At 73.0% G+C, this 13,747-nt stretch carries 13 protein-coding genes; 4 read left to right on the top strand and 9 right to left on the bottom strand.

Translation table 11 applies throughout. The features are described 5' to 3' along the window. Positions 1-45: 45 nt before the first annotated feature. From C4U03_RS33215 to pgsA, 4 genes are read right to left on the bottom strand one after another with little or no spacing between them, the layout of a single operon-like run. Positions 46-582 (bottom strand): LemA family protein, encoded by a 537-nt coding sequence (locus C4U03_RS33215; RefSeq protein ID WP_103943685.1) that lies wholly within the window; start codon positions 580-582, stop codon positions 46-48. Beyond that, positions 582-1,745, bottom strand: a complete 1,164-nt coding sequence (locus C4U03_RS33210) for a glycosyltransferase family 4 protein (protein WP_103943683.1) — start codon at positions 1,743-1,745, stop codon at positions 582-584. The genes C4U03_RS33215 and C4U03_RS33210 overlap by 1 nt, the downstream gene beginning before the upstream one ends. Next, positions 1,742-2,656 carry a phosphatidylinositol mannoside acyltransferase gene (locus tag C4U03_RS33205; protein WP_103943681.1) on the bottom strand — a complete coding sequence of 305 codons (915 nt, stop codon included), beginning with the start codon at positions 2,654-2,656 and terminating at the stop codon, positions 1,742-1,744. Before C4U03_RS33205 ends, C4U03_RS33210 begins: the two co-directional genes overlap by 4 nt. Beyond that, complete coding sequence (pgsA, locus tag C4U03_RS33200; RefSeq protein ID WP_103943679.1) at positions 2,653-3,285, bottom strand: phosphatidylinositol phosphate synthase; 633 nt, start codon at positions 3,283-3,285, stop codon at positions 2,653-2,655. Before pgsA ends, C4U03_RS33205 begins: the two co-directional genes overlap by 4 nt. Before the next feature lie 342 nt (positions 3,286-3,627). On the opposite strand from pgsA, the gene C4U03_RS33195 reads away from it, so the two are divergent. From C4U03_RS33195 to C4U03_RS33185, 3 genes are all read left to right on the top strand, one after another. Then, the gene (locus tag C4U03_RS33195; RefSeq protein WP_103943677.1) at positions 3,628-5,790 is read left to right on the top strand and encodes an elongation factor G-like protein EF-G2; all 2,163 of its coding nucleotides are present in this window, start codon (positions 3,628-3,630) and stop codon (positions 5,788-5,790) included. A 235-nt stretch (positions 5,791-6,025) separates the two neighbouring features. Then, complete coding sequence (locus tag C4U03_RS33190; RefSeq protein WP_103943675.1) at positions 6,026-6,481, top strand: hypothetical protein; 456 nt, start codon at positions 6,026-6,028, stop codon at positions 6,479-6,481. Continuing rightward, positions 6,478-7,347 (top strand): HTTM domain-containing protein, encoded by an 870-nt coding sequence (locus C4U03_RS33185; RefSeq protein ID WP_103943673.1) that lies wholly within the window; start codon positions 6,478-6,480, stop codon positions 7,345-7,347. The genes C4U03_RS33190 and C4U03_RS33185 overlap by 4 nt, the downstream gene beginning before the upstream one ends. A gap of 23 nt (positions 7,348-7,370) precedes the next feature. Here C4U03_RS33185 and C4U03_RS33180 read toward each other — a convergent pair whose 3' ends face one another. Further along, on the bottom strand, positions 7,371-7,781 hold the full coding sequence (locus tag C4U03_RS33180; protein ID WP_103943671.1) for a thiol-disulfide oxidoreductase DCC family protein: 411 nt from the start codon (positions 7,779-7,781) through the stop codon (positions 7,371-7,373). Between the two features lie 4 nt (positions 7,782-7,785). Beyond that, positions 7,786-8,334, bottom strand: coding sequence for an HIT family protein (locus C4U03_RS33175; RefSeq protein ID WP_235018298.1), 549 nt, complete (start codon positions 8,332-8,334; stop codon positions 7,786-7,788). A 249-nt stretch (positions 8,335-8,583) separates the two neighbouring features. Here C4U03_RS33175 and C4U03_RS41430 point away from each other — a divergent pair, with 249 nt between their 5' ends. Further along, on the top strand, positions 8,584-9,219 hold the full coding sequence (locus tag C4U03_RS41430) for an Asp23/Gls24 family envelope stress response protein (RefSeq protein ID WP_200827645.1): 636 nt from the start codon (positions 8,584-8,586) through the stop codon (positions 9,217-9,219). Between the two features lie 28 nt (positions 9,220-9,247). Here C4U03_RS41430 and C4U03_RS33165 read toward each other — a convergent pair whose 3' ends face one another. From C4U03_RS33165 to C4U03_RS33155, 3 genes are all read right to left on the bottom strand, one after another. Further along, positions 9,248-9,853, bottom strand: coding sequence for a hypothetical protein (locus C4U03_RS33165; protein WP_103943667.1), 606 nt, complete (start codon positions 9,851-9,853; stop codon positions 9,248-9,250). A 104-nt stretch (positions 9,854-9,957) separates the two neighbouring features. Further along, positions 9,958-11,928, bottom strand: a complete 1,971-nt coding sequence (thrS, locus tag C4U03_RS33160; protein WP_103943665.1) for a threonine--tRNA ligase — start codon at positions 11,926-11,928, stop codon at positions 9,958-9,960. 256 nt (positions 11,929-12,184) lie between these two features. Then, positions 12,185-13,657, bottom strand: a complete 1,473-nt coding sequence (locus C4U03_RS33155; RefSeq protein ID WP_103943663.1) for a sugar porter family MFS transporter — start codon at positions 13,655-13,657, stop codon at positions 12,185-12,187. Between the last annotated feature and the right edge of the window lie 90 nt (positions 13,658-13,747).

The raw sequence follows: 13,747 nt of genomic DNA, 5'->3' as shown, positions 1-13,747 counted from the left end.
GCGGCGCACGGGCCGAGCGTAACGGAACCGGCGCCGCCCGCCCGCTCAGAACCGGGGCGCCGCGTCGTCGATCTCGAAGAAGTCGGGCACCGGCGCCCGGCCGGCCAGCGGGATCATCCGCACCAGCAGCTTGCGGCGGGCGATGCGGGTGGCCGCGACGGCATCGTTGTAGAACCGGCGGGCGAAGGCGACCTTCTGGGCGGCGGCCTCCAGTTCGTCCAGCAGCGCCGTGCCGTCGCCGCGGGAGGCGAGCATGGCGCGGAAGTCCGGCTGGTCGACCACCGCGCGCAGGGCGCGCGACAGGTCGCTTTCGGCGAACTCGCGGCCGTCGGCGTCGGCGGTGCGGGCCTCGTGCGCGGCGGTGGCCAGCACCAGGCTGGTGGCCGGATCCAGCACCCGGGAGGCGGCCAGTTCCAGGGCGACGGCGGCGCGGCGCACCAGCGCGGCGTCCAGCGCGGCGCGGGCGGTCTCCACCCGTACGTGCAGCCGGTCGAGCCGGGTCGCCCGCCAGGACACGTACAGGCCGAGCAGGAACAGGCCCGCCGCCCACAGCAGGACGTCCAGCAGCCAGTCCGGGCCCATCAGGCGCCGACCCCGGACTCGACGACGCCGGCGCCGTCGACCGCGACGGTCTCGTACACGCGGACCACGTCGCGGGCGACGGTGGACCAGTCGTAGGCGCGGACGGCGGCGCGGGCCTCGGCCGACAGCAGCTTGCGGCGCGCCGGGTCGTCCAGCAGTTCGGCGGCGGCCTCGGCCAGCGCCTCGTGGTCGCCGACCGGGAACAGCGCGCCGGCCCTGCCGTCCAGCAGCACTCGGCGGAACGCCTCGATGTCGCTGGCCAGGATGGGGGCGCCCGCCGACATCGCCTCGGCGAGCACGATGCCGAAGCTCTCCCCGCCCAGGTTGGGCGCCACGAACACGTCCACCGAGTGGTAGGCGCGGATCTTGTCCTCGTCGCTGACCAAGCCCAGCATCACCACCCGGTCGCGCAACTGCGGGGAGACCTTGGCGAGCACGTCGTCGGCGTCGCCGGGCCCGGCCACCAGCAGCCGCAGCCCCGGCCGCCGCCGGCCGAGGATCTCGAACGCCTTCAGCAGCACCTGCAGGCCCTTGCGGGGCTCGTCGATGCGGCCGAGGAAGCCCAGCGTGCCGCCGTCGGGGCGGGGCTCGGCGCCGTCGCCGCGGCCGGGCCAGCCGGGCAGCGGGTCGGCCATCGCGTACCGCTCGGTGGCCACGCCGTTGGGGATCAGGACGGCGTCGCCGCCCAGATGCTCCACCAGGGTCTTGCGGGCGGCCTCCGACACCGCGATCCGCCCGGTGACCTTCTCCAGGGCGCTCTGCAGGATGGGCGCGGTCACCGACACCATCCGGGACCGCTCGTAGGAGGCGTGGAAGGTGCCCACGATCGGGCCGTCGGCGGCCCAGCAGGCCAGGATGCCCAGCGAGGGGGCGGCCGGCTCGTGGACGTGCAGTACGTCGAAACCGCCCTCGCGGATCCAACGCCGCACCCGGCCCGCCGACAGGAAGCCGAACGCCAGCCGGGCCACCGACCCGTTGTAGGGCACCGGCACCGCGCGCCCGGCCCCCACCACGTAGTAGGGCAGCGGGGCGTCGTCGTCGGCCGGGGTCAGCACGGACACCTGGTGGCCGACCGCGATGAGGGCCTCGGCCAGATCCCGGATGTGCTGCTGCACCCCGCCGGGGACGTCCCAGGTGTAGGGGCAGACGATGCCGATCTTCACGACAGGTCCTCCACCCAGACTCTCTGGAGCATGTGCCAGTCCTCGGGGTGCTCGGCGATGCCCTCCTGGAAGACCAGGGCGAGCCGCTGGGTCATCACGCGGATCTTGTCCTTGCGGCCGCCGGCCTCCGGCACGACGATCTCCTCGTGGACGCGGGCGGCCCACTTGTCGCCCTCGTACCAGAGCGTGACCGGGTACAGCGCGGCACCGGTCTGCACAGCCAGGGCGGCGGGGCCGCCGGGCATGCGGGCAAGCCGGCCGAAGAAGTCGACCTCGATCCCGCCCTCGGTGAGGTCGCGGTCGGCGACCAGGCAGACCAGTCGCCCGGCGCGCAGCCGCCGGGCCAGAGTGCCGAACACGGTGGCGCCGGTGCCGTCGCCCAGCGGCAGCACCTCCATGCCCAGGCTCCGGCGGAAGGCCACGAACCGGTCGAACAGCGACTCGGGGCGCAGCCGTTCGGCGACGGTGGTGAGCGGGTAGCCGTGCAGCGCGACCCAGGCACCGGCCTGCTCGTAGTTGCCCATGTGCGGCAGGGCCAGGACGACGCCGCGGCCGGAGTCGAGGGCGGCGAACACCTTCTCGTGGCCCTCGGCCAGCATGTCGCGCAGAACGCGCCCGCGGCCGAACTCCGGCAGCCGGAAGACCTCCAGCCAGTAGCGCATGTAGGAGCGCATCACCCGCTTGCTGAGGACACGGACCTCGTCGTCGACGGAGTCCTTGCCCAGCACCCGGCACAGGTTCCTCTCCAGTTGCCGCACTCCCCCGCCGCGCCGCTGCCAGGTCTGGTCGGCCAGCGCGGTGAACAGCAGGCGCGCGGCCCGCTCGGGCATCTTGCGGACCACCGTCCAGCCGAGCGCGTACGCGGCGTCGGCGGCCTCGTCGCGGAGACGGCCAACGGGGGTCGGCGTCATGGACGCGGCTCCGGGACGCGGGGTTCGGCGGGCCGGTCCAGCGTCTGGCGGTGGACGGCGGCGAACCGCTGCCCCACGGTGAAGGTGCTCAGCGCGGCCAGCGCCCACAGCGCGGCGACCAGCACGTAGGGCACGCCGAGGCCGTCGAGCCCGGCCGCCACCAGCACGATGATCAGCCGCTCGGAGCGCTCGGCGATGCCGACGTCGCAGGTGTAGCCCAGCCCCTCGGCGCGGGCCTTGGCGTAGGAGACCACCACCCCGGCCACCAGGCAGTACAGCGCCACGAAGGCCGCCGGCCGCCGGTCGCCGTCCAGCAGCCCGACCGCCAGCCCGGCGAAGATGGCGGCGTCGGCGACCCGGTCCATGGTGGAGTCCAGGAACGCGCCCCACTTGCTGATCCGGCCGGTGACCCGGGCGACCGCCCCGTCCAGCATGTCGAACAGCACGAACGCGGTGATCACCAGCGTGCCCCAGAAGAACTCGCCGCGGGGGAACAGGACGAGCGCGCCGGCCGCCACGCCGACCGTACCGATCACCGTGATCGTGTTGGGCGACACTCCGGTGCGCGCCACGGCCCGGCCGATCGGGGTCAGGACGCGCCCCAGCGCGGGCCGCAGTTTGTTGAGCATCGCCGTCCGATCGTCCGCGGGTGGTCAGGGGGCTCCGGGCATGAGTGCCACGGGGCGCCCATCGTAGTGGCTGATCTACCGAAGGGCCGGGTGGGCGGGTGGACCGGCCGCCCGCGGCACCTCCGGATTCCGTCTAGGACATTCCTCATTAGCCCATACAACTCCTGTCTTTCCGGTCACACCCCCTTGTGTTCGGCTCCCGGGCGGGAAATTGTGGTTCAACGGGTGTGACGCCGGTCACCCCACGGCGCCGCACTCGGCACGTGAGCGGCCCGATCCCTCGGACCGGGCCGGATCCGCGCGGGTCTCCCGGCGGGAGGTCCGCTGTCGAGGGAGGAAGCCATGACTGACCGGAGGGCGGACAAGCCCGGACACCCGGGAGCCGCGGGCAGGGCGCCGGAGGCCGTCCGGCCCGACAGGATCCGCAACGTCGTGCTGGTCGGCCATTCGGGAGCCGGCAAGACCACGCTCGTCGAGGCGCTGCTCGCTGCGACCGGTACGATCCAGCGGCCCGGTCGCGTCGAGGACGGCTCGACGGTCAGCGACCATGACGAGGTGGAGGTGCGCCAGCACCGTTCGATCAACCTGAGCCTGGCGCCGCTGGTGCACGGGGGCGTCAAGGTCAACCTGCTGGACGCCCCCGGGTACGCCGACTTCGTCGGGGACCTGCGGGCCGGCCTGCGGGCCGCCGACGCCGCGCTGTTCGTGGTGTCGGCGGTGGACGGGGTCGACGGCCTGACCCGGATGCTGTGGGAGGAGTGCGCCGCCGTCGGCATGCCCCGGGCAGTGGTGATCACCAAGATCGACCAGCAGCGGGGCGACTTCGACGAGGTGGTGGCGGCCTGCCAGGAGGCCTTCGGCGACGGCGTGCTGCCGTGCTACTTCCCGGCCAGCGACAGGCTGTACGGGCTGCTGTCGCGGACCTGCTGGGACTACGCCACCGGCGAGCGGGTGGCGTGCGAGCCGGACCCGGCCTACGCCGACCGCGTCGAGGAACAGCGGGCGAGCCTGATCGAGGCGATCATCCAGGAGAGCGAGGACGAGGGCCTGATGGACCGGTACCTCGCCGGGGAGGACCTCGACGTCCGGTCGCTGATCGAGGACATGGAGAAGGCCGTCGCGCGGGGCGGCTTCCACCCGGTGCTGGCCACCTCGGTGCCGCACGGCGACCACCCCGGGCCCGTCATCGGCATGGCCGAACTGCTGGAGGTCGTCACCCAGGCGTTCCCCTCCCCCCTGGAGCACGGCGTCCCGCCGGTGACCACGGTGGACGGCAAACCCGTGGACCGCGTCGAGTGCGACCCGGACGGACCGCTGGTGGCCGAGGTGGTCAAGACCGTCTCCGACCCGTACGTGGGGCGGATCTCGCTGGTGCGGGTCTTCTCCGGCACGCTGCGGCCGGACATGACGGTGCACGTCTCCGGGCACGGCATGGCCGACCGCGGCCACGAGGACCACGACGTCGACGAGCGCGTCGGCGCGCTGACGTCCCCGCTGGGCAAGACCCAGCGGCCGATTGGCTCCTGCCCGGCCGGCGACATCTGCGCGGTGGCCAAGCTCACCCACGCCGAGACCGGCGACACCGTCTCCGACAAGGAGAACCCGCTGCTGATGACGCCCTGGCAGATGCCCGACCCACTGCTGCCGGTGGCGATCGAGGCCAAGTCCAAGGCCGACGAGGACAAGCTCAGCCAGGCGCTGGCCCGGCTGGTCGCCGAGGACCCCACACTGCGGCTGGAGAACAACTCCGAGACCCGCCAGCTGGTGCTGTGGTGCATGGGCGAGGCGCACGCCGACGTCCTGCTGGACCGGCTGTCGGCGCGGTACGGGGTCGAGGTGGAGACCGTCGAGCTGCGGGTGCCGCTGCGGGAGACGTTCGGCGGGCGCGCCCAGGGCCTGGGCCGGCACGTCAAGCAGAGCGGCGGGCACGGCCAGTACGCCATCTGTCACGTCGAGGTCGAGCCGCTGGGCTCCGGCGAGGGCTTCGAGTTCGCCGACAAGATCGTCGGCGGGGTGGTGCCACGCCAGTTCATCCCGTCGGTGGAGAAGGGCGTCAAGAGCCAGATGGCCCGGGGCGTGGCGGCCGGCTATCCGGTGGTGGACATCCGGGTCCGGCTCTACGACGGCAAGGCGCACTCGGTGGACTCCTCCGACATGGCGTTCCAGACCGCCGGCGCGCTGGCTCTCAAGGACGCCGCCGCCAAGGTCCCGATGCTGCTGCTGGAGCCGGTGGACGAGATCGGGGTGCTGGTGCCCGACGACTACGTCGGCGCGGTGATGTCGGACCTGTCGGCGCGCCGTGGCCGGGTGCTGGGCAGCGAGTCGGTGCCCGGCGGCCGGACCATGGTCAAGGCGGAGGTGCCGCAGTTGGAGATCACCCGTTACGCCATCGACCTGCGCTCGATGTCGCAGGGCACCGGCACGTTCAGCCGCCGCTTCCTGCGGTACGAGCCGCTGCCGTCGCATCTGGCCGGCAAGATGACCGCCGCCGCCGGACAGGACTGAGCCGGGACTCGGCCAGGACCGAGCACGGCGCCGCCAAGGCCCGTGGCCCGGAACGGACCGCGGGCTTTGGCACGCCTTGAGGTGCCCTGGGGTGCTTTGGCGGGCGGGGACGATCCGGCGCGAGGTTCGCGTAATGCCCCAACATCGGTGATCAAGGTCGATAGGGTGGCCACGCGCCGGCCATGCCCGGCGCGCTCACACAGACACACTCGCACGGACAAGGGCGGCGTCGGCCATGCAGGGGGAACGACGGCGGCTCGGCCCGCGGGCCCGGCTGTGGCGATCGGCGGCGGCCGCCGCCGTGCTGGGGGCGCTGTGCTGGAGCAGTGCGTACGGCTCCGACGACCACTTCCCGCTGGGGCCGATGACCCAGTTCGCGTTCGCGGTCGACGAGGACGGCGGCGAGATCCACTCCCATTGGCTGGAGGCCGACACCGCCGACGGCCGGCGTATCCGGCTGTCCATGGACGCGGTGGGCTCGGGTCTCAAGCGCGCCGAGGTGGAGGGGCAGATGGACCGGCTGGTCCGCGACCCGTCCCTGCTGCAGGGCATCGCCGACGGGCAGCGCCGGCTCCATCCGGACCGCCCGGCCCTGACGAAGATCTACGTGGTGAAGCAGATCAGAACGCTGCGGCGCGGCGAGGTGGTCTCCACCCGGCAGTTCGACCGCGTGGTCTGGACGGTCCGGTGAGGGCGCTCGGCCGCTGGTGGTACCCGCCGGTCCCCCGCGCGCGCATCGCCTGGCTGCGCATCCTGGCCTACGGGTTCCTGCCGTTCGACATGCTGCTGCTGACCAACAGCACGCTGGCGCACGCGCACCTGCCGCCCTCCCTCTACCAGCCGGTGCTGCTGGCCCGGCTGGTGCACCTGCCCGCCCCCACCCCGGGCGCGATGTACGCACTGCTGGCCGTCACGCTGGCGGCGGCGGCGCTGGCGGCGGCGGGCCGGCTGCCCCGGGCCGCCGGGCTGGTGGCTGCGCTCGGTTACCTGTGGTGGGTCACGATCAGCATGTCGTACGGCAAGGTCGACCACGATCACCTGGCCCTGGTCGTGGCCCTGTTCGTGCTGCCCACGGCGGGGCGGGCGCGCATCGGCGACCGGGAGGGCTGCGAGGCGTCCGGGTGGGCGGCGCGCTGTGTCCAGATCGCGGTCGTGGCCGCCTACTTCCTGTCGGCGTGGGCGAAGATGCGCATCGGCGGCCCCGGCTGGCCCAACGGCGCGACCCTGCAGTGGGCGCTGAACCGCCGGGGCACGCCGCCCGGTCGCCTGCTGACCGACTATCCCGGCCTGCTGCGGGCCGGGCAGTGGGTGACGCTCGTCGCCGAGTTCGCCTCACCGCTGCTGCTGGTGGCGCGCGGCCGGTGGCTGTTGCTGGGGGTGGCGTTCTTCGCGGGCTTCCACGTCGTGACGTACGCCCTGATGACCATCCACTTCCTGCCGCACGCGATCTGGCTGGCGGCGTTCCTGCCCCTGGAACGGCTGCCCTGGCCGCGGCGGGCTCCGGGCGACCGCGAGCGCGAGGAGACCCGCGACGGGCTGGTGGCGGCGGAGGGATGAGGCCTGCGGCGGCGGGCGGGCCGTCAGGCGGCCGGTGGTGCCGCGCCGGGGCGCTCGGCGGGCGGCAGCGCGCAGGCGGCGGTGCCGCCGGGCAGGCGGTGACGGTTGGCCGCGACCAGCCGGTACACGCCGTGCGCCGCCCAGCGCAACGGCGGGATCCGGATCAGGGCGCCCAGCGGCCACCACGGCCCGCCCGCGTCCATCAGCAGCCTGGCCACCGCCTGCGCCCCTCCGTACCGGCGCCCGTCGCAATCCACCCAGACGATCTCGCGGGCGGCCCGTTCCGGGGCTATGCCGAGCGCGTCCAGGTCGGTGAACTGGAACGGCACCAGCCGCGCACCGGTCGGGACACGCCGTTCGACAAACCGTACGCAGCCGGTGCAAAAGGCGCAGTCGCCGTCGTAGACCAGCACCGGCCGCCCGCCGGCCGTCACCGCGTCACCCCTTGGGCCAGGCGTCGGCCAGCAGTTGCCGGGTGTCGCGCAGCAGTTGCGGCAGCACCTTGGTGTGGCCGATCACCGGCATGAAGTTGGTGTCGCCGCCCCAGCGGGGGACGATGTGCTGGTGCAGGTGCGCGGCGATGCCGGCCCCGGCCACCCCGCCGAGGTTGAGCCCGACGTTGAAGCCCTGGGCTCCGCTGGCCTTGCGCAGCGCGGTCAGGGACCGTTTGGTGAACTCGGCCAGCTCCGCCGTCTCGGCCGGGTCCAGCTCGGTGTAGTCGGCGATGTGCCGGTACGGGACGACCATGAGGTGCCCGGAGTTGTACGGGTAGAGGTTGAGGACGACGAACACCACGTCCCCGCGGGCCACGATGAGGCCCTCCACATCGTCCATCTTGGGGATCTCGCAGAAGGGGCAGCCGTCCTCGGGCCCGGCGCCGGTGGGCTTGCCCTCGCCCTTGATGTAGGCCATCCGGTGCGGGGTCCACAGTCGCTGGAAGCTGTCGGGCGCCCCCGCGCCGCCCCGCTCCTCCTCGACCTCGCACATGGTCCGACCGGCGGACCCGGGCGCGTCGAAGCGCGCCTGCGGCATGTCGGGCTCCCTCGGCTCTACGCTCAAGACGGCGCTCTCCTTTTGCTCGCCTGTCCAGCAGCATAGAGAGCGCCGGCCGCCCGCCTGAAGCCGGGCCACGCCGCATCCGGGTTTCCCGGAACGGATGATCGGCGCTTTTCCGGCGTCGCGGTGGCCGCTTCCGACACGATAGGACCCAGCGACCCGACCGGTGGGGGCCATCACATGAGCGACCTGGACGACAGCCGTGCCGTGGAGGACGGGGTGCCCGGGAGCGCCCCGCCGCCCGCGGCCGGCCCCATGCCGTTCTTCCCGGCCCCGCCGGGCCGGCACGCCACACCACCCGCCGGGATCCCGCTGTCGGGCTCCCCGTCCGAGGCGGGAGCGGCCGGCGCGATGCCGCCGCCGCTGCTGCCGTCCCAGGTCGGCGGACGGCACCAGCGCCACGGGTCCGGGGCCGCCGGGGAGCCGGCCGCGCCGCTGCCGGCCCCGCCCGCCGAGCAGGTGCCGCCCCAGGCCGCCGCCGTGGTCAAGGGCCGGATCACGATCGAGGACGAGGTGATCGAGAAGATCGCCGCGCTGGCCGCGCTGGAGGTGGACGGCGTCGCCGCGCCGAGCGAGCGCGCCCCGGGCGTCCGTGTGCACGCCCAGGGCAACGAGGTGGCGCTGGACCTGGCCGTCGTGGTCGAGTACGGCTGCGTGATCATGGATGTCGCCAAGCTGGTCAAGACCAACGTGGCCCGGGTGGTCAGCCTGATGCTCGGCATGCGCGTCACCGCGGTCAACGTGGTCGTCGACGACGTGCGGGTGCCGGGGGAGGACGTGCACCGGCCCGGGGAGACGGCCGGGCGGGGCGAGTGACGGGCCGGGTGACGGGCCGCGCGATGGGCTAGGTGAGGCGCAGGTCGCAGGTCTGCGGGACGGTCGTGCCCATCGACCTGACCTGGATGCGCTCGACCCGGTCGGCGGTGGCCTGCCGGAAGACGAAGGTGTGCGGCCTGCCGCCCTTGACCTGGGTGGTCTGCTTGAGGCTGGTCAGGCCCTGCAGGTGGACCTCCACCTGCACGAAGGCGGCGCCCCGCAGCTGGACGGTCACGGTGAGGCCGGTCATGCCGTACTGCACCGCGCCGAGCCCCCGCGGGCAGTAGTCGCGGGCGCCGCCGCCCGGCAGCGGCATCTCGGGGCCTTGGTCGCCGCCGCCCGCCTGGCCGAGGGGGTCCTGCCGGGGGTCGGGGACGTCGCCTTGGCCGGAGGGCCGCCGCGGGTCACCGGCGGCGGACGGCTGCTGCCGTCCACCGGCGCCCTGCGGGCCGGCGGCCGTCCGCGGATCACCGGTCGTCTGAGGGCCCGCCGAAGCACCGGCGTCCCTGCCCCCGCCGAGCAGCGGCAGGGCCAGCACCGCGACGGCGGCCAGCACCAGCAGCGTCGAGCCGCCGTAGCCGAGGAACCGCAGCCATCCGGACCGCCGCCCGGGGGCCCGTCTCCTGGTCTTCATCGGGGTGTCCCTGGTCGTGGTGATCGGAGCGTCGAGGGTAGCAACCGGCGGCGCGGCCACGCCCCGGAACCGGCGGGTCCGGTCCCGGGGCGCGCCGCGGCCGGTCAGACCTGGACGCGCTCCTCGACGGCGCGGACGATCTCCTCGACCGCCTCGTCGATCGGCACCCCGTTCTTCTGCTCCCCGCTGCGGTAGCGGAACGAGACCGCGTCCTTGGACACGTCGTCGTCACCGGCCAGCAGCATGTACGGGATCTTGGCCTTCTGGGCGTTGCGGATCTTCTTCTGCATCCGGTCGTCGGAGGCGTCCACCTCGGCCCGGATGCCCCGGGCACGCAGCGCGGCCACCACCTTCTCCAGGTGCGGCACGTGCGCGTCGCCGATCGGGATGCCGACCACCTGCACCGGCGCCAGCCACGGCGGCAGCGCCCCGGCGTAGTGCTCCAGCAGGATGGCGAAGAACCGCTCCACCGAGCCGAACAGCGCGCGGTGGATCATGTAGGGGCGCTGCCGGGTGCCGTCGGAGGCCTGGAACTCCATGTCGAAGCGCTGCGGCATCTGCAGGTCGACCTGCAGGGTGGACAGCTGCCAGCGGCGGCCGATGGCGTCCCGGATGTGCACGTCGATCTTGGGCGCGTAGTAGGCGCCCTCGCCCTCGGCGATGACGTAGGGCATGCCGGCCTCGCGCAGCGCGTGCTCCAGCGCGTCCTGCGCCTTCTCCCAGTCGGCGATCTCGCCGACGTACTTGTCGGGCCGGGTGGACAGCTCGGCCTCGAACTCGGTGAGCCCGAAGTCGCGCAGCAGCCCCACCACGAACTTCAGCAGGCTGGCCAGCTCGTCGGCCAGCTGGTCGGGGGCGACGAAGATGTGCGCGTCGTCCTGGGTGAAGCCGCGGGCCCGGGTCAGGCCGTGCAGCACCCCGGACTTCTCGAACCGGTAGACGGTGCCGAGCTCGAACATCCGCAGCGGCAGCTCCCGGTACGACCTGCCCCGCGCCTTGAAGATGGTGATGTGCATGGGGCAGTTCATCGGCTTGGGGTAGTAGGTCGCCCCCTCCATCTCCATCGGCGGGTATATGCCGTCGGCGTACCAGCCCAGGTGCCCGGAGATCTCGAACAGGGTCGACTTGGTCAGGTGCGGGGTGACGACGAACTCGTAGCCGTCCTCCTCGTGCCGCTTGCGGGAGTAGTCCTCCATCACCTTGCGGACGATGCCGCCCTTGGGGTGCCAGATGGCCAGGCCGCCGCCGATCTCCGAGGGGAAGGAGAACAGGTCCAGCTCGACGCCGAGCTTGCGGTGGTCGCGCTTCTCGGCCTCCTCGAGCATCTTCAGGTAGGCGTCCTGGCGCTCGCGGGACTCCCAGGCGGTGCCGTAGATCCGCTGCAACTGCGGGTTCTTCTCGCTGCCGCGCCAGTACGCCCCGCCCGAGCGCATCAGCTTGAAGGCCGGGATGTTACGGGTGGTCGGCAGGTGCGGCCCCCGGCACAGGTCCTTCCAGCACAGCTCGCCGGTCTTGGCGTCGAGGTTGTCGTAGATGGTCAGCTGCCCGGCGCCCACCTCGACGCTGGAGCCGTCGTCGGCCGAGGCGCCGCCCTTGAGGCCGATCAGCTCCAGCTTGTAGGGCTCGGCGGCCAGCTCGGCGCGGGCCTCGTCGTCGGAGACGGCCCGGCGGGAGAACTGCTGTCCCTGCTTGACGATCTCGCGCATCCGCTTCTCGATGCGCTTGAGGTCCTCGGGGGTGAACGGTTCGGCGACGTCGAAGTCGTAGTAGAAGCCGTTCTCGACCGGCGGGCCGATGCCCAGCTTGGCCTCGGGGAACAGTTCCTGCACCGCCTGCGCCATGACGTGCGCGGTGGAGTGACGCAGGATGGCCCGGCCGTCCTCGGAGCCGATCTCGACCGGCTCGACGTGGTCCCCGTCGCGCAGCGGGTGGGCCAGGTCGCGCAGCTCGCCGCCGACCCGGGCGGCGACGACGGTCTTGCCGTCGGCCTCCAGCGCCTGGCCCGCGGTGGTGCCGGCCGCCACCAACCGCTCGCTTCCGTCGAGGGTGATGCGCAGCTCAGACACGGTTGACACGGATACTCCTCGGTCGGATGGGTGGGGATCGCCGACGCCCGATGCTATCGAGCCGTCGCCGTCACCGGAGTGGACCGGCTTCATGATCGGTTCCTTTCCGCCGGGCGGGAGCGGCCCCGGGAACGGCAAGACCCCGGGATCGCTCCCGGGGTCTGTGAGTGCTCGCTGGTCAGCGCGCGAGCGAGAGCCGCCGGGAAATGCCCGGCGTCGTCGTCGACCAGAACACGCGCGCCATGTCCCCCATGATAGCCGCGGCTCACACCGGCTTGACACGCCTGGTGCGCCCGGCGCGCGTGACCACGGGAGCGCCGGCCACCTCGTCCATGTCCTCCAGTTCCCGGCCCTTGGTCTCGCGCACGCTCTTGTAGACGAACACGAAGGCGAGCGCGGCCGACAGGGTGTAGAAGCCGTAGGCGAACGACAGCCCGATGTCGGCCATCGCCGGGAAGGTCGTGGTGATCACCCAGTTGGCGATCCACTGGGCGGAGGCGGCCACCGCCAGCGCCGCGGCGCGGATGAAGTTGTTGAACATCTCCCCGAGCATCACCCACACCACCGGGCCCCAGGTGGCGCCGAAGGCGAACACGTACAGGTTGGCGGCGACCAGCGCGACCGGCCCGGCCACCGGGCCGAGCTCGGGCTGGCCGTCCACGATCCGCGCGGTGGAGAACGCGATCGCCATCGCCGCCAGCGTGACCGTCATCCCCGCGGCGCCGGCCAGCAGCAGCCGGCGGCGGCCGATCCGGTCCACCAGCGCGATGGCCACCAGCGTGGTGACGATGTTGGTGATCGAGGTGATCACCGAGGTGAGCATGGCGTCGTTCTCGGTGAAGCCGACCGCCTGCCACAGCGAGGAGGAGTAGTAGAAGATCACGTTGATGCCGACGAACTGCTGGAAGACCGACAGCAGGATGCCCACCCACACGATCGGCAGCAGGCCCAGCCGCGGCCCGCGCAGGTCGCGCAGCCGCACCGGGCGGTCCTCGCGCAGGGTGCGGGCGATGTCGCGGATCTTGCCGTCCACGTCGCCGTCGGTCAGCCGGCCCAGCACCTGGCGGGCCCGGCCCTCTTGGCGCTTCTTGACCAGGTAGCGTGGCGACTCGGGGATGGCCAGCGCGATCATCCCGTAGATCACCGCGGGCACCGCCGCGCTGGCGAACATCCACCGCCAGGCCGCGCCGCCGAGCGGGAACTCGCCCGCCGCCCCGCCGGAGACCCGGGCGATGAAGTAGTCGGCCAGCAGTGCGGCGAAGATGCCGGTCACGATCGCCAGCTGCTGCAGCGAGCCCAGCCGACCGCGCAGGTGCGCGGGCGCGATCTCGGCGATGTAGGCCGGGGCGATCACCGAGGCCGCCCCGACGGCCAGCCCGCCCACCACCCGCCAGAAGGTCAGGTCCGCGGGCCCGAAGGCCAGTGCCGAGCCCAGCGCGCTGACCACGAACAGCAGGCTGGCCAGCAGCATCACCCGCACCCGGCCGAACCGGTCGGCCAGCGGCCCGGCGAACCAGGCGCCGACCGCACAGCCCAGCAGCGCCGACGCCACCACGAACCCGACCGCCACCGACTCCAGGCCGAACTCGCTCTTGAGCGCGTCCACGGTCCCGTTGATCACAGAAGTGTCGTAGCCGAACAGGAACCCGCCCATCGCCGCCGCACCTGCGATCGTCGTGGCGACGGCGGTGGCGTGGGACGGCCGGTCCTGCCGGGCTGCACTGCCCTCAGTAGCCATGGCCCCGGTCGTCCCCGATCTCCACGGTGTTATGCGATCCGTGGTGAAACCGATACCCGGTGCCCCGGTGTCTGCTACTGCAGGTGCGGG

This window comes from Thermomonospora echinospora (assembly GCF_900108175.1).
Classification (GTDB): Bacteria; Actinomycetota; Actinomycetes; order Streptosporangiales; family Streptosporangiaceae; genus Thermomonospora; species Thermomonospora echinospora.
This window is presented reverse-complemented; position numbering and strand designations above follow the sequence as displayed.